Source organism: Nocardiopsis sp. CNR-923 (genome assembly GCF_001942255.1).
GTDB lineage: Bacteria > Actinomycetota > Actinomycetes > Streptosporangiales > Streptosporangiaceae > Nocardiopsis.
Map to the genome: position 1 here is coordinate 35,201 of NZ_MKKC01000078.1, position 23,672 is coordinate 58,872.

Consider the following 23,672-nt stretch of genomic DNA (forward strand, 5'->3'; position numbering starts at 1 on the left):
TGTGTCTCCCCTACTGGACGCGGCCGTAGGCCGTGCGGATCTGCTGGAACGCGGTGTAGTTGGCGATGACGTCGACCTTGGTGATGTCGGGCTGTTCCGCCTTGAGCCGCTGCAGGACCTGGTCGACCCGGTCGGCGACCTCGAAGGCCACCCCGTCGGTCTCCAGCCGCAGGGCCAGGTCGGTGCGGCGCTCACCCATGACGAACACGCGGCGCCCGCGCAGCACGGTGTAGTCCACGTCCCAGAGCCAGGACGTGTCCTTGCCGTCGGGGATCTGCGCGTTGACGGAGAGGATGACCGGGACCCGCGGCGGGTCGAGAACCGCGAAGGACTCCAGCCATCCGGCCGGGTTCTTGGCGAGCAGCAGGCGCACCTCCACGCCCATGGTCACCACGGAGGTGTACCGTCCGGCGACGGAGGTGATCTCGCGGAGCCGCTCGACGGCGCGCACCGGGTGGATGCCGTACCCGGCGACGGTGGCGGCGGCGATGGCGGCGTTGGACCGGTTGGCGTCACCGGGAAGGTTGAGCTGGAGCCGCACGCGCTGGCCGTCGGGGCAGACCAGGGAGTCGGTGTCGTTGTCCACCCCCCAGGTCGTCTGGGGCCGGGCCAGTCCGCACTCGGGGCACTCCCAGTGCGGGTCGACGTCGCGCTTGAGGTGGCCGCCGCACTCGGGGCAGCACCAGGAGTCCTCCTTCCAGCGCTGACCGGCCGAGACCCAGGTGGCGTTCGGCGCGCCCAGTCCCGCCCACGCGACGAGGGGGTCGTCGGCGTTGGCGATGACGTGCGTGTCGGTCTCGGCGAGCGCGGTGCGCCACTTCTTGGCGAGCAGGTTGATCTCCGATGCGCGGTCCATCTGGTCGCGGCTCAGGTTCATCAGCACGACGAACGCCGGGCGGGTGGCCCGCAGGACCTGCGGAAGGTACTTCTCGTCGACCTCCAGCACGCCGTTGACGGCGGAGGTGCTGGACAGCGCCGTGATGTGCCCGGTGGGCATGTTCGCGCCGAACTCGTTGGTGGCGACGTCACCGAGGTCGCGCAGGGCCTGCGTGATGAGCTTGGTGGTGGTCGTCTTTCCGTTGGTGGCGCTGACCAGGGCCAGGCGGCGCCCCTGGGCGAGTTTGGCGAGCAGGTCGGGCTCGACCTTGAGCGCGACCCGGCCACCGATCACGGAGCCGTCTCCGCGTCCGGTCGCGCGCGACAGGCTGGCTGCGCTCCTACCCAGTACCGATGCCAGTTGGGCGCGCAGGGGAAGCTCGCTCATCATTTCTCCAGGTCGCTGGATCACCCGCGCCACCACGTGGCGGTCGCGGGTGACGTGTTGGGCCAAGCCTATTGTCCACCTCGGGTCAGCCCCGCCAGTCCAGGCGCTCGGGGGGCGGTCCCAGGTTGGGCGGCACCCGGTCTGGCACCTCGGCGCGGTCGGGAGACCCGGACGACGCCGACGCCGCTGCACTCCCGACGGAAGGAGGTTCGGGGGGTGTTCTCCGCGTCCGTGTTGGGTCGGTGCGGCGCCCCGGCGGTAAGGTCCGCCCGGCTCCTCCGGCCACCGGATCGGCGCCGTGTCCGGTGGCACGTGAGTCCTCCACCGTGGCCAGGGTGGCCGTGGACAGGCCGAGGATACCCGGGTTGGCGTCGGCGAGGACGGGCCCGTCGTCGCCCAGGACCAGCACCGCCGTGCACGGCAGCCGCCGCAGCGATCCCGCGTCCAGCCCGACCGGCCGTGACCCTCCCTCGGCCCGCGCACCGGGCTCGGCAGGCGCGTCGATCTCCTCGGCCTGGGTGGTGGCCCGCCCCCAGGCGGTGGCTGATCTCACATGACGGACGAGGTCGAGGGGCGCGATCCCGGACGCCGCGTTGCGGATCATCGCACCCGACTCGGTGTGCGGGGACGCGAAGAACCGGTCGTCGGCCTCCGCCTCGGCCTCGGGGTCCGGATCGGGTTCGGTGACCGTCGCGCCCACCGCCTCGCCGATCACCTCGGTCAGCCGGTGCACGGTGAGTCCCGCGGCGCCCGTCCCGGCCACGCCCGGTACGGAGGCCATGGCGCGCTCGACCGTGTCCGCGAACCCGCCGCGCTGGCGCATGACCACCGGCAGACAGGCGGGATCGGAGAACCTGGCGAGGGCCGCCGGGACCGGGGTGCGGAACATGAGCACCACCTCCACGCCCCCGTCCGCGGCGGCGCGCAGCACCTGGTCCACCTCCCCCTCCGGCAGGCTCTCCGCCCCGCAGACCACGACCGTGCGGGTGCGTTCCGGGCGCGGCCGGGGCCGTTCCGCCGCGCCCCGCTGCGGCTCCTCGTGCGGGCCGTCCTCCAACAGCTCGCTCAGCGCCGCCACCGTGTAGGTCCCGTACACGCGGGCCGCGACCTCGCCCGCGGCCCGGTCGGTGGAGATGATCTTGATCTGCGCGTACGTGCCGTCGTCGACGCGGGTGCCGACCGTCTCGAAGGGGCTCAGCCGCCGTTCCAGCTCCCAGGCCAGTTCCCATACCTCCGGGGTGTCGGCGCAGCGGCGGCGCACCCGGGCGCGCTGGTCCGCGGTGAGCCGCACCAGCGCCGGGTCGTCCTCGGCCGCGTCGCCCTCCGGTGTGCACAGCGCGCGCAGTCCGCCGATCAGCTCCGCGATCCCGGCGCCGGGGCCGAGCACCTCCAACAGCCGCAGCAGGAGGGTCTCGTCGGCGTCGACGTCCTCCGCCGATCCGGACGCGGCGGCGACCGCGGACAGGACGCGGGCCCGCTGCCCGGCGTCCAGGTTGGTCCCGAGGGTCATCCGGGGCAGGTCGGCGGGGAGCACCCAGCGGCGCGGGGCGACGGCGCACCGGCGTGCCAGCCGGACCAGCTCGCGGGCGACCGACCGCCCGGTGAGGTCGACGACGGTGAGGTCCCCGCCGCCGCGCAGGCGCGAGACTCCGACCGTGCTGAGCAGGGCGGACCAACCGGCGTCGGTGCCTCCGACCACGACGACCGCCTCGCGGCCGGTGGGCACGGTGACCCCGTGCCAGTGCGGCTGGGCCTCGTAGGCTCGGCTGGCCGCCTGCCACTCCGTGTGTCTGCGGGCGTGGTCACGCTGGCGATCGCGCAGGGCGCGGTCACGCTCCTCCCGCTCGGCCGCCAGCCGTTCCTCGGCTCTGGCCAGGCGTTGGGCGATGACCTGTCGGCTCTGCACCAGCGCGAACCCGACCGGCGCGGCGATGGCCGCGCACGCGAACACACCGCCCACGGCAAGGGCGGCGGGCAGGATCCGCTGGGACCACAGCAGGACGAACAGGACGGCGAACAGGGTCAGTCCGACCAGGGCGATGTGGAGCGGACGGTTGGTCTGGGCCTCGCTGTCCCGCTGGCCCGCGATCCACTCCTCGCTGAGGGTGCGCGCGTCGTCGGGCGCGGGCGGCGCGGGGCCGGACCCGGGTGCGGCAGGAGGACGGCGTGCCGCCAGCCGAGGTAGGTCCGTCCGGCCTCGCCTCGGGGTGGTCCGTCTGTCCGTGGGGTGGGCACCGTCCGAACGCCTCCTGACCGGCCTCGGTGAGGGCTCCGGGCACACCCGGAGTGGGGCATGAGGCCGTCACCAGCCCGCCGAACCAAGTCAAGCAGGCCCGGCCACGCGCTGCCAGCCTCTTGCCGTCGCCTGTGGACAACCGGCGTGCCGCGCCTGTCGCCCGGAGGAACCGCCCCGGGCGACGGGGTCCCCTCACCCGCCGCGCGGAGCCCGGGACGACGGCGGGGCGCCGACGCGACGGTGGTCCCGTCTGCGTCGCGCCCCGCGCACGCCCCGGCCGGGTCCGGCGCTCGCCGCCGGTTCCGTGCCCGAGCGTCAGGCCCGCACCTGGAGGTCGATGACCTTGCCGACCTCGGCGTTCACCGTGTACTCACCGGTGAAGCCCTGGGAGGCGAGGACCCGAACCCTCCACGACCCGTCGGCCGCGAAGAAGCGGAAGGTGCCCTCGTCTCCGGTGGCCACCTCGCCCACGAAGTCGTCGGACTCGTTCAGGAGCCGGGCGTAGGCGCCGCGCAGCGGCTCTCCGCCCCGCGTCACCGTGCCCTGGATGACCGCCTGGTCACCCGCGTCCACGTCGGCGAGGGCCACGCCCCCGACCGGTGCTCCGCAGCTGTCGCTCACTTGGCCTCCGCCTCTCCGAGCTCGACCGGAACGCCCACGAGGGAGCCGTACTCGGTCCAGGAACCGTCGTAGTTCTTCACGTTGTCCAGCCCGATGATCTCGTGCAGCGCGAACCAGGTGTGCGAGGAGCGCTCGCCGATACGGCAGTAGGCGATGATCTCCTTGTCGAGGTCCACACCGGCCTCGGTGTAGAGCTCGCGCAGCTCCTCGGCCGTCTTGAACGTGCCATCCTCGTTGGCGGTCTTCGCCCACGGGATGTTGCGCGCGGTCGGGATGTGGCCGGGGCGCTGGGAGGTCTCCTGCGGCAGGTGCGCCGGAGCCAGCAGCTTGCCGGTGAACTCGTCGGGCGAGCGGACGTCGACCAGGTCCTTGGCGCCGATGGCGGCGACGACCTCGTCGCGGAAGGCGCGGATGCTCTGGTCCTGCTCCCGGGCCGTGTACGAGGTGGCGGTCCGCTCGGGGACCTCCTTGACGAGCTCGCGGGAGTCCAGCTCCCACTTCTTGCGGCCGCCGTCCAGGAGACGGACGCCGTCGTGGCCGTAGAGCTTGAAGTACCAGTAGGCGTACGCGGCGAACCAGTTGTTGTTGCCGCCGTACAGGATCACCTGGTCGTCGTTGGCGATGCCCTTCTCGGACAGCAGCTTCTCGAACCCGGTGCGGTCGACGAAGTCGCGGCGGACCGGGTCCTGGAGGTCCTTCTTCCAGTCGATCCTGACGGCGCCGCGGATGTGCCCCCCGTCGTAGGCGGACGTGTCCTCGTCGACCTCGACGAGGACCACGTTCTCGTCGTCCAGGTGAGCCTCCACCCAGTCGGCGTCCACAAGGACGTCGGAGCGGCTCATGGGGAACCTCCTGTGATTCGTGATGCGGTGTCGCGTGTGCTGGTCGGTGCCCTCCGGGCGCGCGGGCCCGGTGGTCGGGGGTCAGGCGATCAGGGTGCGGGCGAACGCGGCGTCCCGGCCCCTGGCTCGGCACGGCCCGGCGGGGACGATGGCACGCGATGCGGCGGGCCCGTTCTCCGGCAACCGCTTCCGCTCGGCTCGCCGCCGACGCCGGCGGGCGCGGGCACGGTTGGGCAACCGTGGATCACGGAAGGGAAGGGTGTCGGGGCGGCACGACGCCGCCCGCGAGGGCTGACCCGCATGGCGTGGGGTCCCCGACCTCGTGCCCGGATGCGAACCGGTCGCACGGAGGGGTGTGGGTTGGGAGGCCCGTCCGCCCTAAGGACACAGACAGAGCGCGGCGGCGACACGGCAGAAGTCCACTGCCCGTCGCTTCGTCAGATACGCGCTCGTCAAGGAAGTCACGCCCTAGACGCTACAGGTGGGTCGAGGTGTTTGTCACGGGTGGGCTGGATCACAGCCGGGTGCGTCAGCGCCGGTGGGGAGGGGGGTGTGGGCTCAGGGGATGGCCGCACCGAGCGCGGCGATCACGTCGGCCCTGCGGGGCTGTCCTCCGCCGCCGCGCACGACCCGCCCGGAGGCGTCCAGGACGAGCACGGTGGGGGTGCCGCGCAGACCCAGGCGGCGTACGAGGTCGAGTCGGGACTCGGCGTCCACCTCCACGTGGGCGACGCCCCCGACCATGCCAGCGACGTGGTCGAGCACGCGCCGGGTGGCGCGGCAGGGCTGGCAGAACGCCGTGGAGAACTGCACGAGCGTCGCCCGCTCGCCCAGGTCCGCGCCCAGGTCCGCGCGGTCGAGCAGCTGGCCCTCCCAGAGGCGCGCGGCGTGGTTCCGGGCGCCCCCTCGGGCCTCGTACGCGGTCACGGATCCCCCCGGGAGTCGGTCAGGCCGCCTCGGCGCCCATGAGCGGGACGTCCTGGCCCACACCGGTGATCCGCAGGCCGTTGGACGTGGCCTCCATGTCGGTGACGGTCAGGCCGAAGGGCAGTGCGGGCGCCTGCACGCTGAAGCTGAGCATGCCCTGGACCATGGAGGAGACGTCGATCGGCGTGTCGCCCAGCTGCACGTCGACGGGGGTGAGCCGGACGGTGTCGCCCTCGACGGTGAACTCGGCGCCCGCCGACACGGAGGTGCTCAGACTCAGTTCGGGCAGGGCCAGCTCGCCGACGATGCGCGGCTGCCCGCCCTCGGTCGTGACGGTCATGCCCTCGGGCAGGTGGGCGTTGAAGTAGGAGTAGGGGACCACGAAGGAGCCGTCGATCGTTCCCGCGACGACGGAGGGCTGTTCGAGCAGGTCGCCCAGGGGCGCGTCGACGTCGGTCGCGTTCGCCTCGATCTGCTCGACGCTCACCCCGGCCATGGCGGCGCCGTCGCCGGTGATGGTGATTCGCGAGTACTCGCCGGTGACGGCCTGGGGCAGGAAGGCCCAGCCCTCGATGGCCACCTCCGGGTTCTCGGTCATGTCCAGCTGCTGCGCCATCCGCTCGGAGATCACGCCCTCCGCGACGCCGCGCAATGCCACGTCCGCGACCACCGCGACGACTCCGATGAGGAACAACAGGACGACGAGGAGCTTACGCATGAGTCCCAGCACACTTTCTTTCGCTCAGGCGCGCCTGTCGGCCGGTTCGTCCCGCCGGTCTAGGTCACACGCCGTCGGCACCCGGTGGGGCCCGTCATGAAAAACCTGTAGGGAAGGGTACTTCACCCGGATTGCGGCGACGTGTGCCTCGGTGCGGTCTCCCCCCGCCCCGGGGAGGACGGGGGTACGGGAGCTCTCGCGCCCGGCGTCGCGTCGCGCGGCGTCGGGGACGCGTTCAGCGGGGCATCAACATGGCGGCGAGGCCGTCGCTGGCCGAGGCGCCCGACAGGGAGAGTTCGATGACGTTGGTGGCCACCACCTGCGGGGAGGAGCGGCGGGCGAACTCCAGGGTGTGCGGCTGCGCTCGTGTTCCTCGCGGGCCAGTTCGTCACGGTAGATCGCGTAGACGATGCGTTGGAGGGGCGCGTTGGGCACCGTGTGGCAGGCGAACAGCAGCGTGTCCGGCTCGTGGTGGGCGACCTGGTCGACGACGGCGTCGGCGATCTGGTCGAAGCCGCCCTCCTGGCCCTCGGCGAGGGTGTAGATCGTGATCACACCGCGCAGCTTGGACGGGGCCTGACGCGCCGGCGGAGCGTCGTAGCGGTCGGGCTCGGGGTTGCGACGCCTGCGGCGCACGGGTTCCTCCTGGGGCTCGGCGTAGGACTCGAAGGACTCGTCGGCGTCGTCGTAGGGGTCCTCGTCGTCGTAGGGGTCGCCGTCCTCGTACCGGGCCCGGCGCCGGGGGCGCGCGACCATGGCGGAGGCTCCCCACAGGGACGCGACGGCTCCCAGCGCCAGCAGCGGCCCCAGGACCCCCAGGCCCATGCGTCCGACGACGACGCAGAGCAGGGCGGCCAGCGCGACCAGGCCCAGCACCGACAGGTCGGGAACCCGGTCGAGCCGGTCGTCGCGTCGGCTCAGGACCGCGACGAGCGCGCAGACGAGGAAGACGGCGACCACGAGGTGCGCGCCGCCGATGAGCCAGCGGGGGATGATGTCGTAGTGGTCGGCCAGGGCCGGGAAGGAGCGTTCGAATCCTCCGCTCAGCCGGTCGACGGACAACACCACCAGCGGAACGATGGTGAAGGCGCTGAGGAACAGGCGCGAGGCGAACCGGCCGCGAGGCGACCGGACGCCGTACTCGACCGCACCCCACGCCATGTAGAGCGGGCCCAGGAGCTGACGCCGATCTGGTGGAGCCGGAAGGTGACGTCGCCGAAGCCGAAGATCGCGCCGATCACTGCGGCGCTGAGCCCGACGGCGACGCCGAGCGCGGCGACCAGCCAACCGACCGTGGCGGCGCTGGGACGACGCTGGGCGTACGCGGCCAGAGCCGCGGTGGCGCTCCAGGCCACCAACGCGCTTGTGAATGCCAGTCCTACCGTCACCATCCCGACAATGATGCTGCACGTCGACGGGTGGATGTGCACGTCAGTGCGGCGGCGGGGGACAGTCTGGGGGAAGATCCCGCAGAGTGGAGGCACATCCCGCCGGACGGACTGTGACCTTCATCACCAGAATTACGCCGAGAACCCAGTGATCCCACGGGACTCACCCGTGGCCGTAGGCTCGAAGCCAGCGGGGAGCGTCACCCCGGACATGGAGGGCCGCCTCCCCAGCCGAGCCAGGAGAGAACCGTGCCGTACGACGCGCCGCGCCCGCCCTCTGGGGGGCCGGGAGCCGCCTTCTTCGACGTGGACAACACCCTGATGCGGGGAGCGTCGATCTACCACTTCGCACGGGGCCTGGCGTCCCGCGACCTGTTCACCACGCGCGACCTGATGCGGTTCGCGTGGGGGCAGACCGTCTTCCGGGTGACGGGCGCGGAGCAGCCAGACCACATCAACGCCGCGCGCGAGGCGGCCCTGGCGTTCGTCGCCGGGCACGACGTGTCCGACCTGGTCACCCTGTGCGAGGAGATCTACGACGACTCCATGGCCGGGCGCATCTGGGAGGGCACCCGGCGGCTCGTCCAACACCACCTGGACGCCGGGCAGCCCGTGTGGCTCGTGACCGCGACGCCCGTGGAGCTGGCCCAGATCATCCGCCGTCGTCTGGGGCTGACCGGGGCGCTGGGCACCGAGGCGGAGAGCATCGACGGCGTGTACACGGGACGGCTCAACGGGGACCTGCTGCACGGCCCGGCCAAGGCCGTGGCGGTGCGCGCGCTGGCGCGCAAGCAGGGCTGGGACCTGACCGAGTGCTCGGCCTACAGCGACTCCTCCAACGACCTGCCGCTGCTGTCGATCGTGGGCGACCCGCACGCGGTCAACCCCGACAGCGACCTGCGCAGGTACGCGCGTGCGCACGCGTGGCCGGTGCACGACTTTCGCAGGCACAGAAAGGCGCTGAAGGTGGCCGTCCCCGCGGCCGTGGCGGGCGCGTGGCCGGAGGCGTGGCGGTACGGGCGCTGCGCCGCCGCCGAGCCTAGGTGTACGGATCACGGAGGTTGGCGACGCGGGAGGCGGGAGGGCCGCCCGTCGCGCAGCGGGGTGTGCGTCCGCGGCACAGGCCCAGCGTGTCGGGCACGCGGGTGACGGACGGGGACGGCCGGTGCGGCCGTCGCGGGGCCGGGGACGGAGTGATCCGGAGACCGGCCTCGACTGGTGAGAACGCGGGGAGCGGGGCTGGGGCGCCGCTCGGCGCGGAAGACGCCCTGGCGGACCTCCTCCGGAGCGGTCGCACCGCAGGTCCGGTGTTCGGGCGCCGGGACCGCGCCACCGCGGTTCAGCGGCCCAGGGTCGCCCGGGCGAGCGCCAGCACGTGGACGGGGCGCAGTCCGGCGCCGCGCGGCGGCTGCTCGGCGGCGCGGCTGCCCGCGTAGGACTCGAAGGCCTGGGCCGAGGTGTAGGACGGCGACCAGCGCAGGACGCGCTCCAAGGGAGCGGTGTCCCAGCGTGCGGCGTCCATGGTCGCGCGCACCGAACGCGCGGCGCTGGCACTCGCGTAGGCGATCCGGCCGTGGCGGGCCAGGCCGCGCAGGACGCGCAGCCCGGATGCGGGAACCGGAAGCCGCTGCCCGCCGATCCTGCGCAGGCAGTGCGACAGGGGCACGGAGTCCTTGGCGGCGACGTCGAAGGAGCCCGTCTCCTCGCTCAGCGCCATCCGCACGAGCGCCTCGGCGCCGTCGTCCTCGTGGAGGAAGCGCACGCGCGGGTCACGGCCGAGGACGGTGGGGACGACCCGCGAGTCCAGGTACCGGGTGAGGGGGGTGTCCGTGGAGGGGCCGATGAGGTTGGCGAACCGCAGAACCGCCACCGAGACGTCGGGTCTGCGCCGCTGGAGTCCGCGGGCGTGCCGTTCGACCTCGTCGGCGTCGTCAGCGTCCAGGGTGGCGCTGGAGCGCACCACGATCCGGCGCACGGACGCGATCGCTGGGCCGCGGTCAGGGCCCGCATGGCGCCCAGGAGGTGGTCCTCACGGTGGCGGCCGCGGTCGGCGTCCAAGCCCAGGTGCAGGACGAGGTCGGCGCCGGAGTCGGCGACGATCTGGGGCAGGCTCTCGTCGTGCAGGTCGACGTGGGCGTACTCCAGGGCCGGGGGGGTCGCGTCGTCGCCGGACGCCTCCCGCGCGGTCGGGGCGTAGGTCGCCCAGTCCTCGCCCGAGGGCGGCGCGGAGTCCGCTCCGATGACCCGACGCACGTCGGGCGACCCGCTCAGGGTCTGCGCGACCCTGGCTGCCATGGGGCTGGACACCCCGGTGACGAGTACGACACGAGCCATGGCGAGACGTTCCTTGGAAGACGGGAGTCGAGATTCCGGGAGGTCAACGGACGTTCACCGAGAGGTGAAGAAAGTGTCCGCGACTCGTGAACCACAACAGCGGCTCACCTGGAAAATTCCTGCGCGGTGCTCGGTACCACGCGGGGGGAGTTGGTGTCTCCGCGTCCGAAGGCGCGCCCAGGGCCCGCCCACGCCCGCGGAGAGACGACGTTCGCCGCGACTTCCTACTTCTTGTTGCGACGCGCCACACGCGTGCGCTTGAGCAGCTTGCGGTGCTTCTTCTTCGCCATCCGCTTGCGGCGCTTCTTGATGACGGAACCCATGGGATCACCCTCTCGCTGACTGGAGTGCCGGACATGCCGCGCCAGTGGGCGGCGCCCTGCCGGCATGGAGCTCGGATGCGGTCGCCGTGCCCGAGGGGCACCGACCGGCGCCGGGCGCGGGGTGGCCCGTGCGGCCGGGGCGGACCCCGGTGGGGCCGCCGACGGAGGCGTACGCCCACCGCACCCGAAGCTCCAGCTTACCGGTCCGGGCACGCGCTCAGCATCACGCCCCCGGAACCCCCATCGAGTCGGTGTACAGTTCCGCGGCGGGTTCGGCGTAGCTCACGCCGGTCAACCGCTCGTCGACGAAGGTCAGTGACGTGACGCTCGCCAGATTGCACTCGCGCCTGTCCGGCCGGTGCCACAGGCGCCTCTGCTCGGCCGCCCGGCGCGCCATCCAGATCGGCAGTTGGTGGCTCACGCACACCGCCTCACGGCCCCGCGCGGCGCGGCGCGCGTCCTTGACGGCGTGGACCATGCGGTCGACGATCCGGGTGTACGGCTCCCCCCAGGACGGGAGGAACGGGTTGTACAGGCGACTGAGCACCCGGGGGTCGCGCGCCGAGCGGGCGGACAGCGACATGCCCTGGAACCGGTTGGCCGCCTCGATGAGTCGGTCGTCCAGGACGACGGGCAGGTCGAGCCGTTTCTGGAGCGGCATCGCGGTCTCCTGGGTCCTGTCCAGCGGGGAGGAGAACAGGGCGGCCACGTCATGGCCCTCGAACCACTCGGCGGCCAACTCGGCCATCTGCTGGCCCCGGTCGCTGAGGTGGAAGTCGGGCAGTCTGCCGTACAGGACTCTGTCGGGGTTGTACACCTCGCCGTGACGCAGCAGGTGCACGACGGTGGTCGTCGTCATGGTGGTCGTCCTCGTGATCCGAATCGCGGGCGCGCCTAGCCCTGGGCCTCCGCCGCGGCTCGCGCGGCGCGCGGTAGCGCCGCGACCACGCGGTCGACGGCGTCGTCGTCGTGGGCGGCGGAGAAGAACCAGGCCTCGAAGGCCGCGGGGGGCAGGTAGACGCCCTGGTCGAGCATGGCGTGGAAGAACGCCGCGAAGGCGGAGGCGTCGGTGGTGCGCGCGGTGTCGAAGTCGTGGACGTCCTGGTCGGTGAAGAACACCGTGAAGAGGTTGCCGCCGCCCTGGACGCGGTGCGGCACACCGGCCTGGCTGAGCGCCTGGGAGACCTCGGACTCGACGTGGGCCGAGACGCGGTCGATGTGGGCGTAGACCTGCGGGGTCGCGCCGCGCAGTGTGGCCATCCCGGCCGCGGTGGCCAGGGGGTTCCCGGAGAGGGTGCCGGCCTGGTAGACGGGGCCCTCGGGGGCGAGGCGGTCCATGACGTCGGCACGGCCGCCGAAGGCCGCGGCGGGCAGGCCTCCGCCCATGACCTTGCCGAAGGTCATGAGGTCGGGGGCGATGCCCTCCAGGCCGTACCAGCCGGAGGCGCTGACGCGGAAGCCGGTGAGGACCTCGTCGAGGATGAGGAGGGCGCCGTGAGCGTGCGCGATCTCCTTCAGGCGGGCGTGAACCCGTCCTTGGGCGGGACGACGCCCATGTTGGCGGGGCAGGCCTCGGCGATGACGCAGGCGATGTCGCCGCCGTGGTCGGCGAAGGCGCGCTCGACGGCCTCGACGTCGTTGTAGGGCAGGACGAGGGTGTCGGCGGCGCTGGCGCCGGTCACGCCCGGGGAGTCGGGGAGGGCGAAGGTGGCCAGACCCGACCCGGCGGCGGCCAGCAGGGCGTCCACGTGACCGTGGTAGTTGCCCGCGAACTTGACGATCTTGCCGCGCCCGGTGAAGCCGCGCGCGAGGCGGATCGCCGACATGGTGGCCTCGGTGCCGGAGTTGACGAGGCGGACCTTCTCCACGGGGGTGCGCTCGACGATGAGCTCGGCGAGCTCGATCTCGCCGGGCGTGGGCGCGCCGTAGGAGGTTCCGGCCGCGACCGCGTCGTGCAGCGCGGCGACGACGGGAGGCGCGGCGTGGCCGAGGATGAGCGGCCCCCAGGAGCAGACGAGGTCGACGTACCGTCGGCCCTCGGTGTCGGTGAGGTAGGGGCCCTCGCCCTTGACGAAGAAGGGCGGGGTGCCGCCGACGGCGCCGAAGGCGCGCACGGGCGAGTTCACACCGCCGGGGACGACGGCGGTGGCCCGCTGGAAGAGCTCTGCGGAAGTCTGTTGAATACCCACGTCACCAGTGTGTCAGCTGTGTCCGGTTCGGTGACCGTGACCCGCCCCGTACCGGTCGCGGCGTCGCCGGTGGCGGAGGGGGTCGCCGGCTCAGGGGCGACGTGCGCGGTCCGCGCCACCGGCGGCGTCGGACCGACCGGGGCTCGGGCGGTCCCGGCCCGAGCCGGTCTCCTACCAGTGAGTAGCTTGGGTCGCGCACACCTTTGTCCACCGACCGGAGTTGGCATGGCGACGAACTTCACCACCGCGGACCTCATCGACGACCACGGCGACACGCTGCGCAGCTGTACCACGCAGTTCCTCCGGTTCGGAGGCCGCGACCGCTTCCGCGGCCCCGTCCGCACGGTCCGGTGCCACGAGGACAACGGCCTGGTCAAGCAGGTACTCAACACACCTGGCGAGGGCGCGGTCCTGGTCGTGGACGGCGGCGGCTCGCTGCGCTCGGCCCTGATGGGCGACATGATCGCCGAGTCCGCCGTGCGCAACGGCTGGGCGGGCGTGGTGATCCACGGCGCCGTCCGCGACACCGTCGCCCTGGGCGGGCTCGACCTGGGCGTCAAGGCCCTGGGGTCCAACCCCCGCAAGTCCGCCAAGGACGCCGCGGGACGACTGGACGTTCCGGTGACCTTCGGGGACGTCACCTTCGTTCCCGGCGAGTGGCTGTACAGCGACGAGGACGGGATCGTCGTCAACGCCGAGCGCGTGTGACCGCCGGCGGCCGACGCCCTCCCCGCCGCCGGGAACCGACTCGGCGGCCCGCCGCGCGGGCTCGGGCCTCGCGCCCCGTGCGGCGGACGGGTCGACGCGTGCCCGGGTCATGGGGCCGCCCGTCCGCGGCGGCGCGCGCGGCGGCTGTGCGCGGGGGAGGGCCGGCCCGTTCACCCGGACGGGACCGGGCCGTGGGACCCGCGTCGTCCGGAACCGGTCAGCGGCCGTCCCCGGCGAACTCCTCGCTCGCGTCGGAGAGGATGTCGAGCACCGCGATCGGGTCGGGCAACGGCACGGATCCGCCCTCGTCGTAGGGCGCCCGGATCCAGGTGACCCGGCCGCCCGACGGCAGCGCCGACGGCGCGCCCAGCACGAAGCTGTCCCGGCAGTGCCACCGCAGCCCCGGGGTCTCCTCGACCGACTCGGGGACGCAGTCCAGGTGGCACGACCACCACTCGTCCTCGTCCACCGGCGAGCGGGTCGCGACGAAGAACTGGTAGCGCGCGGACTCGACCGCCGCGACCGGCCCCGCCGGGACGCCCGCGCGGCCCATCCGCGCCAGGGCCATCACACCGGCCTCGCGGGGCACGTCGAACACGTCGAAGACCCGGCCGGTCGGCAGGATCACGTTCGCGTGGGGCGAGGCGGTCCACCAGCGGCGGATGGCGTCGGTGTCGGTGCTCGCCTCCACGCCCCACGCCATGGTGGCCGGGTGTGCCGCCGGGTCCGGGCAACCCATCCGGTCGCACGTACACGCCCGGTCCCGGCCGGGCGCGGCCCCGCGCACCACCGGCCAGCCGAGCCGTGCGTACCGGAGCGCCGACTCCAGCATGCTGTCGGTCGTGTGGCGCCGTCTCCGTCGGTAGAGCACCTCTGCCATCGAGCCTCCCGGTGATCGTTCGTGGTCGGGACGCGGCCGGTGGCTGGTGGCCCCGCGACCGGCGACCGCGACCGGTGCTCGAAGGCCCGGCGCCGTCACCGGAGCAGACGCGCCGCCTCGGTCGCCCAGTACGTGAGGATCTGCTCGGCCCCCGCCCTGCGGTAGGACGTGAGCGTCTCGACGATGGCGCGCTCGCGGTCGAGCCAGCCGCGCTCCGCCGCCGCCTCGATCATCGCGTACTCGCCGCTGACCTGGTAGGCCGACACGGGCACGGGAGAGGACTCGGCGACCTTCGCGACGATGTCGAGGTAGGCCAGGCCCGGCTTGACCATAACCATGTCCGCGCCCTCCGCGACGTCCAGGGCGACCTCGCGCAGCGCCTCACGGGCGTTGGCCGGGTCCTGCTGGTAGCCGGAACGGTCGCCGAACCGGGGCGCGCCCTCGGCGGCCTCGCGGAACGGCCCGTAGAAGGCCGACGCGTACTTGGCGGCGTAGGCGAGGATCGGCACCCCGGCGTGCCCGGCGCCGTCGAGCCCGGCCCGGATCGCGGCGACCTGGCCGTCCATCATCCCGCTCGGCGCGACGACGGCGGCGCCCGCCTGCGCCTGGGCCGCCGCGATCGAGGCGTACCGCTCCAGGGCGCGGTCGTTGTCCACGTTCCCGTCGGCCGTCAGCGGACCGCAGTGGCCGTGCGAGGTGTACTCGCACAGGCACAGGTCCGCCATCACCACGATGTCCGCCCCGACCTCGGCCGACAGGTCGCGCAGGGCCGCCTGCACGACGCCGTCCGGGTCGTCGGCCGCCGAGCCGTGTTCGTCCTTGTGCGCGGGGACGCCGAAGAGCATGAGCCCCCCGACCCCCGCCGCGGCCGCCTCGACCGCGGCCTTGCGCAGGCTGTCGCGCGTGTGCTGCACCTGGCCGGGCATGGAGGAGATCGCCGCCGGATCGGTGAGCCCCTCCTTGACGAACATCGGCAGGACGAGGTTCTCCGGGAGCACCCGCGTCTCGGCGACGAGGCGGCGCATCGCCGCGCCGCGGCGCAGTCGGCGCGGTCGGGCGGCGGGGAACGCGGCGTCGCGGCTGGAGGCGGTCATCTGGGTGCTCCCGGGTGGTCGTCGGATGTGGGTGTGGGCTCAGAGCTTGCGGCGGCGTCCGCGGCGCTTCTGGCTCGGCTTCAGGACGGGCTTGCCCGCCTCGATCGCCTCGCGCCGCTTGGCGGCACCGTACTCCGAGAGCGCCCCCACGAGGGCCGAAACGGAGGCATTGGGGGCCACGACGTCGACGCGCAGCCCGAACTCGATCGCGGTCTTCTCGGTCTCGGGGCCGATGACGGCGATCACCGTCGTGTTGTGCGGCTTGCCCGCGATCCCCACCAGGTTGCGCACCGTGGAGGAGGACGTGAACAGCACGGCGTCGAAGCCACCGCCCTTGATCGCCTCTCGGACGGGCGCGGGCGGCGGGGCGGCGCGCACGGTCCGGTACGCGGTGACGTCGTCGACCTCCCAGCCCAGGTCGGTGAGCCCCGCGGACAGGGTCTCGGTGGCGATGTCCGCCCGGGGCAGCAGCACCCGCTCGATGGGGTCGATCTCGGCGTCGTAGGGGGGCCACACCGACACGAGCCCCGCGCTGGACTGCACGTCATGGGGCGGGAGCAGGTCGGGCTGGATCCCGAAGTCGCGCACGGCCCGCGCGGTGGCGTCCCCGACGGCCGCGACCTTGACCCCGGCGAAGGCGCGCGCGTCGAGCCCGTAGGACTCCAGCCGCTCGCGGATCGCCCGGACCGCGTTGACGGAGGTGAACGCCACCCACTGGTACCGGCCGGTCACCAGACCCCGGACGGCGCGCTCCATCTGCTGCGGCGTGCGCGGCGGCTCGACGGAGATCGTGGGGACCTCCTCGGGCACGGCGCCGTGCGCGCGCAGCCGTTCGGACAACGCGGCGGCCTGCTCCTTGGTGCGCGGCACGAGGACCCGCCAGCCGAACAGCGACTGGGTCTCGTACCAGGACAGTTCCGCCTGGCGGCTCACGGACGCCCCGACGACCATCAGCGCTGGCGCGGTGAGGTGGTGCCCCTTGGCGTCCTTGGCCTTGAGTTCGGCGACCAGGCGGTTCAGCGTCGAGGTGACCGTGGTCTGTCGGGTGGTGCCGCCCGCGCGCACGACGGCCACGGGCGTCGTCGGCGCACGTCCGCCCGAGATGAGGGTCTTGCACAGCACGTCGATACCGGGCCCCTGATGCGCGGAGGGCTCACCGGGAGGGGCGTCGGCGCCCAGGATGACCAGTGTGGCGTCGCTCGCGGCGGCCTCGTGCCAGTCCACCTCGCCGTCGCCGTGCGCACGCGCGTGCAGCAGGCGGACCTCGGGGTTGGCGTCGCCCAGGAGCGGGATGCCCGCGAAGGTCGGCACGGAGGTCACCGAGGAGATCCCCGGGACCACGTCCACGTCGATCCCGGCCTGGCGGCAGGCCGCGACCAGCTCGCCGCCCCGGCACCCGAAGAACGGGTCGCCCGAGAACAGCCGCACCACACGCCGCCCCTCGCGGGCGCGTGCGACGGCGAGGGCGTTGACGTCGCCGCCGCACTCGTCGGCCTGGATGACGGACACGTCGTCGGAGCAGTGCGCGAGGAGCCCCTCCCGGAAGCCGGCGAGCTCCTCCCCCGCCGGTTCGCGGAGGGTGATGACCACGTCGGCGCGGCGCAGCATGTCGGCGCCGCGCAGGGTCAGCAGGTCGGCGCTGCCGGGGCCGGAACCGACGAGCGCCACGTGTCCGGTCCGCGATGCGGCGCGCGGCTCGTCAGGCTGGGGGTTGGCGTTGGCGTTCACGTACTGGCTCCTCGTGTGTGGTTCGCCTGCTCCCGGGGCGCGGGTTCCGGGAGGGTGACGATGCGGCGGGCGGTGTGTGCGGCGGCCCGCCGACCGGCTCCTACGGTGTCTCGTCCCTTTCGGCGAAGGCCGCGGCGACGATGCGGTCGGCGCCCTCGGCGATCATGCGCCGCGCCAGCTCCCGCCCGAGGTCGGCGGCGGCGGCCAGGTCCTCGGGGTCGTCCAGTCCGATCTCCCGCTCCCGGCGCACGGCCTCGGCACCGTCGGTGGCGACGACGGCGGCGCGCAGGCGCAGCCGACCCTGCCCGTACTGCGCGTAGGCGCCGACGGGCGCGGCGCATCCGGCCTCCAGTTCGGCCAGCACGGTCCGCTCCGCGACGACCTCGGCGCGGGTGGGCGGGTGGTCGACGGAGGCGAGGTAGGCCAGGTCGCCCCCGGCGCGGTCGGCGGCGCACTCGACGGCGAGGGCACCCTGGCCGGGCGCGGGCAGGACCTGTTCGGGCTCGAAGACCTCGGTGGCGTCGTCGAGGCGGCCGACGCGGCCGAGCCCGGCGTAGGCCAGGACCACGGCGTCAACCTCGCCGGAGGCGACCTTGCCCAGGCGGGTCTCGGCGTTGCCGCGGATGGGCACGAAGACCAGGTCGGGGCGGAGCGCGGCCAGCTGGGCGGCGCGGCGCGGGGAGCCGGTGCCCACGCGGGCGCCCGGGGGCAGGTCGGCGAGTTTGAGGCCGTCGCGGGCGCACAGGGCGTCGCGGGGGTCGTCGCGTTCGGGGACGGCCGCGAGCGTGAGGCCCTCGACGGGGGACGTGGGCAGGTCCTTGAGCGAGTGGACCGCGAAGTCGATGTTCCCGCTTCGAGTTCGTCGCGCAGGGCGTTGACGAACACGCCGGTGCCGCCGAGCTGGGTCAGCTGCGCCTTGGTGACGTCGCCGAAGCTGGTGATGAGCACGAGCTCGATCGCCTGTCCGGTGCGCTCGGTGATCGCGTCCGCGACCATCCGGGACTGGGTGGTCGCCATGGTGCTGCGGCGGGTGCCGAGCCTGGCGGTGGTGCCTGTCATGACTTCTCCTGGGCGGAGGGCTCCGCGTGGGTGGGGCCCGTCGGGGCGGCGAGCGCGCCGGGAGCCTGGGGGTCGAGGTCGAACAGTTCTCTGAGGGCCGCCTCGTAGGATCCGCCGTCCGGCGCCTTGGCCAGCTCCTTGACGCGCACGGTGGGCCGGTGCAGGAGCTTGTCGGCGACACGGCGCATGGCGCGCGTGATCTCCTCGCGGGCCTTGGCGCCGAGGTCGTCGGGCAGCCGGCCGTGCAGGCGGGCCAGTTCGGCCTCGACGACGTCCTGTGCCTGGGCCCGCAGGGCGACCACGGTGGGCGTCACCTGGTTGGCGCGGCGGACGGCGCCGAACTCGGCGACCTCCTCCTCGACGATCCCGCGGACCAGGGTGAGGGAGGCGGAGCGGTCGCCGCCGCTTCCGGAACGGGTGGCGGCGGCCTGGCGCAGGTCCTCGATGTCGACCAGGCGGGCGCGGACAGGTCGCGGACGGCGGGGTCGATGTCGCGGGGCAGCGCGAGGTCGAGGAAGACCAGGGGTCTGTGACGTCTCTCTGCGGCCGTGGCGACGGCGTCGGCGGTGAGCACGAGGCCTTGGGCGCCGGTGCAGGAGATGACGAGGTCGACGTCGGCGAGGGCGTCGGCGGCGGTCTCGAAGGGCACGGCGCGCGCGTCGACGGCGTCGTAGGCTCGGTGAGGCACTCGGCGAGGCGGGCGGCGCGCTCCTGGGTGCGGTTGGCGACGACCACGGCGCTCGCCCCCTGGCGGGCGACGGTGTTGGCGGACAGGGCGCTCATGGACCGGCGCCCAGGACGAGGACGCGGACCCCGGTCAGGGAGGCGGGAGCGGGCCGGGCGACGTCGGGGTCGGCGGTGGTCTCGGCGGAGGGCGGAGGGGGCGGTGGTTCCGGAGGGGGCGGTGACGGCCGGACATGGGGCAGCTCGCGGGGGCGGCAGCGCCTCGGCGGGGGTGGTGCGGTCGACGGTGACCTCGGTGGCGGCGGCCGGCGCGCCCAGGTGGCGGAGGGCCTCGGTGATGCCGAAGCTGACCATGTCGGCCCCGGCGTGGTCGAGGTGGGTCTCGGTGTGGGCGCGCTTGCCCACGCGCAGGGCGCGCTGGCCGAGGTCGTTGAGCACACGGCCGACGGTGGCTGTGTCCTGGCCCTCCTTGAGCGCGTCGCGGACCTGCCCGAGGATCTGGCCCTCGCCGACGACCATGGAGTCCAGTCCGCAGGTCACGGAGAAGAGGTGCTGCACGGCGCGGTCCCCGTAGTGCACGTAGAGGTGCTCGGACAGTTCGCCCAGGGGCACGCCGGTGTGCCAGGAGAGGAGTTCGGTGATGGCCGCGACGCCGCCGTGGAAGGTCGCGACGTCGGCGTAGACCTCCGTCCGGTTGCAGGTGGAGACCACCATGACCTCGTTCACGAAGTCGGAGCCGAGCATGTCGCCGACCGCCCTGGTCCGCGTCTCCCCGTTCAGCGCGACACGTTCGAGCAGCGCCACCGGCGAACTCCGGTGGCTCAACCCCACGGCCAGGACACTCATCCGAACTCTCCTATGCGGGCCCTACACGGCTTCGTCCATACTCGGGCACGGGTCGCCAGCCCCGGGGGCGGCCCCTTCCGAGACGCGGCGCACGCTCGCTCGCCGCCGCGTGTGCGGGCCTCGCGGCCCCGGTGTCGGTCTCACGTCAGTTCCAGTCCCGCCCGCCGCGCCCCGCGGCCGTCGCCGTCGGCCCTGCGCTGCGCGTGGAAGGCGAGGATCTGGAGTTCGATGGACAGGTCGACCTTACGCACATCGACCCCGTCCGGCACATTGAGCACCATGGGGGCGAAGTTGAGGATGCTCGTCACCCCAGCCTCGACGAACCGGCTCGCCACGCCCTGGGCGGACGCCGCCGGTGTCGCGATGACCCCGATGGACACGCCCTTGGAACGGACAACCTCCTCCAGGTTGTCAATATGCCGCACGTCGAGGGAGGCCACGCTCCGTCCGACCACCGACGGGTCGCGTCGAGCAGGGCCGCGATGCGGAACCCGCGCGAGCCGAAGCCCCCGTAGTTGGCCAGTGCGCGCCCCAGGTTGCCGATGCCGACGATGGCCACGGACCAGTCCTGGGTGAGACCAAGCTCACGCGAGATCTGGTACACGAGGTACTCGACCTCGTAGCCCACCCCGCGCGTCCCGTAGGAGCCGAGGTGGGACAGGTCCTTGCGGAGTTTGGCGGAGTTCACCCCCGCGGCCGTCGCGAGCGCCTCGGAGGAGACGGTGAGGATCCCGCGGTCCTGGAGCGCCTGGAGTGCGCGGAGGTAGACCGGCAACCGGGCGACGGTGGCTTCGGGGATTCCCCTCTCCCGGGGCCGAGGTGGACGACGTGTCACAGGCGGGCGCTCCTGAGCGGCTGTGGTGCGGACGGGGTGCGGGCCGTGAGCGGCGCGCCGTGGGGGCCCGGTGCGTCGTCCTTCCCCGACTGGTCTGTGTCCCAGATTACGCGCTTGTGAAAGCACGCACAAAGTGGGGTCGCGTGTGACGCGGCGTTCATGAGTTCCCACGAATCGAGCGCGCGGGCGCCGCGCGGCGCGGCCGTGGCCGCCCCGCGTCCCCTCGCGCGAGGTCTACGGCCGCGTCCGGTGGCACGGGAACGCGGAATCCAGCCGCCGACCGCCCGCTCCGCCGCCTTCGCGAAACGGCCCCGCACTCCGGCGAGGCGGTATGGCCGGGGTGCCCATTCCGGGCCGCCGGAAGAATCCGATGGGAACTCTTGTGCGGAATCGCTGGTATTCGCTCACCCACGCGCACGCTCCATCTCCCCACCGCGATGGCGACATGTGGATCCACCGCCGAAAGCGCGCACCGAACCGGGCCGGGCGAACCGGCGCGGACACCGGCCGGCACGGATCCGGGCACGGCACCCGCGCACCCGCCGCGACACGCCCGAGGCGGAGTCCGCGAGCCCGCACGCGGGGCTCGGCCCCGACGTCGATCCCGCGCACCGGCCAGGAACGCGCCCCAGGACGCGCGAGCAGCCGGGCGCGGCGCCGCCCGACGCGGAACCCGCCTCCGGACGGCCTCACACCCCGATCGCGGAGCGCAGCCGGTCCTCGGCGACCCGCCAGAAGTCGTGCCGCCGCCCGTCCACGAAGGTCACCGGGATCTTGTCCCAGTACTCCTCGCGGTCGGCCTCCCCGACCTCCTCCAGCCGGACCTCGGCGCGCGTCACGCCGAGGTCGTCGGTGACGCGCTCGACGACCGACCACGCCTCCTCGCACAGATGGCATTCCGGCTTGCCCAGCACGACCACGCGCGCCCGCCGCGCCCAACCCGGTGTCTCGCCCATGTCTCCTCCGTGTCGCGAATTGTTGTCGCGGCCCTCACCCGCCCGCGAAGGGCGGTAGGACCTCGATCACAGTGCCGTCCTCGACGGGGACCTCGCGGTGCGGCCGACGGCCGACCGGCCGTTCGTTCACGAGAAGGGACGAAGCCCCGAGAACACGCTGGAAACGGTCGTCCGGATGCAGCAGCGAAGCCGCGTCCAGAGCCTCCCCGAGCGTCTGCGCCTCGACCCGTTCCTCCGCGGTTCCGGCCGCTTCCTTGGCCGCGGCCCAGTACCTGATAGTGCACTTCGCCATCTGTTGATTATCCTTGGTGTTGCTCGGAGGCGACGTATTCGACAAATCTTCACCGGGGGCAATGGCGCCTTCGTTCGCCCGCATCGCGCGGGATTTGACGAGAAGAGACGCATGAGCCATCTGCTGCTACTGACGAACTCGAACGAACCGTCCGACCACGTGCTGCCCGCTCTCGGACTCCTCCTGCACTCGGTGCGGGTGGCGCCCGCGGAAGCCGGTGCGCTCCTGGCCTCCGGTGCCAACGGAAGCTCCAGCGCTCCCGTCGACGCCATTCTGGTCGATGCGCGAACCGATCTGGCAGCCGCCCGGAACTTCTGCCGCCTGCTCGACACGACCGGGCTGGACTGCCCGCTGCTGGTCGTCCTGACCGAGGGCGGCGTCGCGGCCCTCACCCCGGACTGGCAGGCCGACGACTTCATCCTCGTCACCGCCGGACCGGCGGAGGTCGAGGCCCGGCTGCGCCTGGCCGTGGGCTCGGCCGACACGGGCTCCGACGACCCGGACGAGATCCGCCGGGGCGACCTGGTGATCGACGAGGCGACCTACATCGCGCGGCTGCGCGGGCGGATCCTGGACCTGACCTTCAAGGAGTTCGAACTCCTCAAGTTCCTGGCCCAGCACCCCGGCCGTGTGTTCACCCGGGCGCAACTGCTCCAGGAGGTGTGGGGCTACGACTACTTCGGCGGCACCCGCACCATCGACGTCCACGTCCGACGCCTGCGCGCCAAGCTCGGCTCGGAGTACGAGTCGCTCATCGGCACCGTGCGCAACGTGGGATACCGCTTCGTCCCGGACCCGGTCGCCAGGTCCGCGCCGAGGGACGAGGGCGCGGAGTCGCTGCCCGCCGCCCGGACCCCGGAGACGACCGGGAGGTAGCGGGAGGCCGTGCGACGCTCCGGCGGACCGGGCGAGACGACGGCGGGCACGGGGACGGCCGAGGACGACCGCGGGGTGCGCGACCGGCGCGGTCCCGGTCGCCGACCTCGCGCGGCGTCGGGTCCGCCCCGGGCGGGCGGTGTTCCGTTCACAGCTGGCACTCCGTTCACCCATCGTGACCGCCCGTGTGAAATCGGCTGCGCGAGGCACTCGTCTTCGGCGACCGAACGCCCTAGGATTCGTGGGGTAACCCGAGTCGGGCGAGAGCGGGCGCGGTGACACTCCCCGGCCGGGTCGTACACCCACCGCCCCGGCGCGCCACCGTAGGAGTGAATCGCACCGATGTCCACCCCCGCCGCGAGACCCCCGCTGCCCGCGCACGCCCGGCCCCTGCGCGCCGCTCTCGGCACCACGTTCGTCGGGTCCACGCTCATCGCCGTGGTGACCCCCGCCTACGCCGCGCCCTCGCCGTCCTACGAGCCCACCGTCGGCACCCCGTCCGTCGCCATCGCGTTCCAGCACCCCGCCAGCAAGGTGGACCTCGGCTCGGACGCGCCGTCCAACCCCGTCACCGCCGTCAACACGGGCGACCTGGCCGTCTGCCTCGTCGACCTGGCCGTGGCGGCGCCGGAATTCCGGGTCAGCGGCTTCGAGCCCCAGCGCCTCGCCCCCGGCGAGCGCCTGCCCGCCGGCGTGGTCGACGGCGCTCCCCGGGAGTCGCTCGACGTCGTCGCCGTCCTCACCTATGCCGGCACCGACGACCAGGGCGAGTGCGTGGCCCAGACCGACGCCGTGACCGGGACGTGGTCGGTCACCGTGATCGACCCCCGTCCCACGGACCCCCCGTCACCGGATCCCACCAGTCCGCCGTC

16 protein-coding genes and 8 pseudogenes are annotated in these 23,672 nt (G+C 73.3%); 4 read left to right on the forward strand and 20 right to left on the reverse strand.

Annotation, left to right across the window (positions count from 1 at the left end):
- Window positions 1-10: 10 nt before the first annotated feature.
- From BJF83_RS11865 to BJF83_RS11895, 8 genes and pseudogenes are all read right to left on the reverse strand, one after another.
- Entirely contained in the window at window positions 11-1,264 is a 1,254-nt protein-coding gene (locus BJF83_RS11865) for a MurT ligase domain-containing protein (RefSeq protein WP_075926325.1), read from the reverse strand.
- 85 nt (window positions 1,265-1,349) lie between these two features.
- A pseudogene (locus tag BJF83_RS11870) lies at window positions 1,350-3,559 on the reverse strand (hypothetical protein).
- Between the two features lie 256 nt (window positions 3,560-3,815).
- A complete protein-coding gene (locus BJF83_RS11875; protein WP_075926326.1) occupies window positions 3,816-4,121 on the reverse strand; it encodes a DUF1416 domain-containing protein in 306 nt (101 codons plus the stop codon).
- On the reverse strand, window positions 4,118-4,963 hold the full coding sequence (locus BJF83_RS11880) for a sulfurtransferase (RefSeq protein ID WP_075926327.1): 846 nt from the start codon (window positions 4,961-4,963) through the stop codon (window positions 4,118-4,120). The genes BJF83_RS11875 and BJF83_RS11880 overlap by 4 nt, the downstream gene beginning before the upstream one ends.
- Window positions 4,964-5,341: 378 nt before the next feature.
- Entirely contained in the window at window positions 5,342-5,428 is an 87-nt protein-coding gene (locus BJF83_RS31035) for a putative leader peptide (RefSeq protein WP_352983320.1), read from the reverse strand.
- Between the two features lie 93 nt (window positions 5,429-5,521).
- The gene (locus BJF83_RS11885; protein WP_262391481.1) at window positions 5,522-5,827 is read right to left on the reverse strand and encodes a thioredoxin family protein; all 306 of its coding nucleotides are present in this window, start codon (window positions 5,825-5,827) and stop codon (window positions 5,522-5,524) included.
- A gap of 82 nt (window positions 5,828-5,909) precedes the next feature.
- Complete coding sequence (locus BJF83_RS11890) at window positions 5,910-6,608, reverse strand: DUF2993 domain-containing protein (protein ID WP_075926340.1); 699 nt, start codon at window positions 6,606-6,608, stop codon at window positions 5,910-5,912.
- Between the two features lie 235 nt (window positions 6,609-6,843).
- Window positions 6,844-7,999: pseudogene (locus BJF83_RS11895) on the reverse strand (putative quinol monooxygenase).
- Window positions 8,000-8,317: 318 nt separating this feature from the next.
- Here BJF83_RS11895 and BJF83_RS11900 point away from each other — a divergent pair.
- Window positions 8,318-9,039 (forward strand): annotated as a pseudogene (locus BJF83_RS11900) (HAD family hydrolase).
- A gap of 296 nt (window positions 9,040-9,335) precedes the next feature.
- On the opposite strand, the pseudogene BJF83_RS11905 reads toward BJF83_RS11900, so the two are convergent.
- The 4 genes and pseudogenes from BJF83_RS11905 to hemL all read right to left on the reverse strand — a co-directional run bounded on the left by BJF83_RS11905 (window position 9,336) and on the right by hemL (window position 12,842).
- Window positions 9,336-10,330 (reverse strand): annotated as a pseudogene (locus BJF83_RS11905) (epimerase).
- A 224-nt stretch (window positions 10,331-10,554) separates the two neighbouring features.
- Complete coding sequence (locus BJF83_RS11910) at window positions 10,555-10,653, reverse strand: 30S ribosomal protein bS22 (protein WP_013155353.1); 99 nt, start codon at window positions 10,651-10,653, stop codon at window positions 10,555-10,557.
- 223 nt (window positions 10,654-10,876) lie between these two features.
- Complete coding sequence (locus BJF83_RS11915; protein WP_075926329.1) at window positions 10,877-11,512, reverse strand: histidine phosphatase family protein; 636 nt, start codon at window positions 11,510-11,512, stop codon at window positions 10,877-10,879.
- A 35-nt stretch (window positions 11,513-11,547) separates the two neighbouring features.
- Window positions 11,548-12,842: pseudogene (hemL, locus tag BJF83_RS11920) on the reverse strand (glutamate-1-semialdehyde 2,1-aminomutase).
- A 225-nt stretch (window positions 12,843-13,067) separates the two neighbouring features.
- On the opposite strand from hemL, the gene rraA reads away from it, so the two are divergent.
- The gene (gene rraA / locus BJF83_RS11925; protein WP_075926330.1) at window positions 13,068-13,550 is read left to right on the forward strand and encodes a ribonuclease E activity regulator RraA; all 483 of its coding nucleotides are present in this window, start codon (window positions 13,068-13,070) and stop codon (window positions 13,548-13,550) included.
- Window positions 13,551-13,767: 217 nt separating this feature from the next.
- Here rraA and BJF83_RS11930 read toward each other — a convergent pair whose 3' ends face one another.
- The 8 genes and pseudogenes from BJF83_RS11930 to BJF83_RS11965 form a co-directional block, all read right to left on the reverse strand.
- A complete protein-coding gene (locus BJF83_RS11930) occupies window positions 13,768-14,430 on the reverse strand; it encodes a bifunctional DNA primase/polymerase (protein ID WP_075926331.1) in 663 nt (220 codons plus the stop codon).
- Between the two features lie 95 nt (window positions 14,431-14,525).
- Complete coding sequence (gene hemB / locus BJF83_RS11935) at window positions 14,526-15,524, reverse strand: porphobilinogen synthase (RefSeq protein WP_075926332.1); 999 nt, start codon at window positions 15,522-15,524, stop codon at window positions 14,526-14,528.
- Between the two features lie 39 nt (window positions 15,525-15,563).
- Window positions 15,564-17,252: a uroporphyrinogen-III synthase gene (locus BJF83_RS11940; RefSeq protein ID WP_075926333.1), complete on the reverse strand. Its 1,689-nt coding sequence runs from the start codon at window positions 17,250-17,252 to the stop codon at window positions 15,564-15,566.
- 100 nt (window positions 17,253-17,352) lie between these two features.
- A pseudogene (gene hemC, locus BJF83_RS11945) lies at window positions 17,353-18,311 on the reverse strand (hydroxymethylbilane synthase).
- A pseudogene (locus BJF83_RS31040) lies at window positions 18,308-19,841 on the reverse strand (glutamyl-tRNA reductase). The pseudogenes hemC and BJF83_RS31040 overlap by 4 nt, the downstream one beginning before the upstream one ends.
- 140 nt (window positions 19,842-19,981) lie before the next feature.
- Window positions 19,982-20,676, reverse strand: a pseudogene (locus BJF83_RS11955) (redox-sensing transcriptional repressor Rex).
- 689 nt (window positions 20,677-21,365) lie between these two features.
- Window positions 21,366-21,632, reverse strand: coding sequence for a glutaredoxin family protein (locus BJF83_RS11960; RefSeq protein ID WP_075926334.1), 267 nt, complete (start codon window positions 21,630-21,632; stop codon window positions 21,366-21,368).
- A gap of 34 nt (window positions 21,633-21,666) precedes the next feature.
- The gene (locus tag BJF83_RS11965; RefSeq protein WP_075926335.1) at window positions 21,667-21,924 is read right to left on the reverse strand and encodes a MoaD/ThiS family protein; all 258 of its coding nucleotides are present in this window, start codon (window positions 21,922-21,924) and stop codon (window positions 21,667-21,669) included.
- Window positions 21,925-22,035: 111 nt separating this feature from the next.
- Between BJF83_RS11965 and BJF83_RS11970 the strand changes: the two genes are divergently transcribed.
- Together BJF83_RS11970 and BJF83_RS11975 are read left to right on the forward strand one after the other, a co-directional pair.
- Window positions 22,036-22,800, forward strand: coding sequence for a response regulator transcription factor (locus BJF83_RS11970; protein WP_075926336.1), 765 nt, complete (start codon window positions 22,036-22,038; stop codon window positions 22,798-22,800).
- 342 nt (window positions 22,801-23,142) lie between these two features.
- Window positions 23,143-23,672, forward strand: a 530-nt coding sequence (locus BJF83_RS11975; protein WP_143831855.1) for a hypothetical protein, incomplete at its 3' end; no start/stop codon positions are given.

What these genes read in the sequence shown, in the direction of transcription:
- BJF83_RS11865 (WP_075926325.1), bottom strand. Translation starts at nt 1,264, where the DNA reads ATGAGCGAGCTTCCCCTGCGCGCCCAACTGGCATCGGTACTGGGTAGG.
- BJF83_RS11880 (WP_075926327.1), bottom strand. Translation starts at nt 4,963, where the DNA reads ATGAGCCGCTCCGACGTCCTTGTGGACGCCGACTGGGTGGAGGCTCAC.
- BJF83_RS11890 (WP_075926340.1), bottom strand. Translation starts at nt 6,608, where the DNA reads ATGCGTAAGCTCCTCGTCGTCCTGTTGTTCCTCATCGGAGTCGTCGCG.
- BJF83_RS11910 (WP_013155353.1), bottom strand. Translation starts at nt 10,653, where the DNA reads ATGGGTTCCGTCATCAAGAAGCGCCGCAAGCGGATGGCGAAGAAGAAG.
- BJF83_RS11915 (WP_075926329.1), bottom strand. Translation starts at nt 11,512, where the DNA reads ATGACGACGACCACCGTCGTGCACCTGCTGCGTCACGGCGAGGTGTAC.
- rraA (WP_075926330.1), top strand. Translation starts at nt 13,068, where the DNA reads ATGGCGACGAACTTCACCACCGCGGACCTCATCGACGACCACGGCGAC.
- BJF83_RS11930 (WP_075926331.1), bottom strand. Translation starts at nt 14,430, where the DNA reads ATGGCAGAGGTGCTCTACCGACGGAGACGGCGCCACACGACCGACAGC.
- hemB (WP_075926332.1), bottom strand. Translation starts at nt 15,524, where the DNA reads ATGACCGCCTCCAGCCGCGACGCCGCGTTCCCCGCCGCCCGACCGCGC.
- BJF83_RS11960 (WP_075926334.1), bottom strand. Translation starts at nt 21,632, where the DNA reads ATGGGCGAGACACCGGGTTGGGCGCGGCGGGCGCGCGTGGTCGTGCTG.
- BJF83_RS11965 (WP_075926335.1), bottom strand. Translation starts at nt 21,924, where the DNA reads ATGGCGAAGTGCACTATCAGGTACTGGGCCGCGGCCAAGGAAGCGGCC.
- BJF83_RS11970 (WP_075926336.1), top strand. Translation starts at nt 22,036, where the DNA reads ATGAGCCATCTGCTGCTACTGACGAACTCGAACGAACCGTCCGACCAC.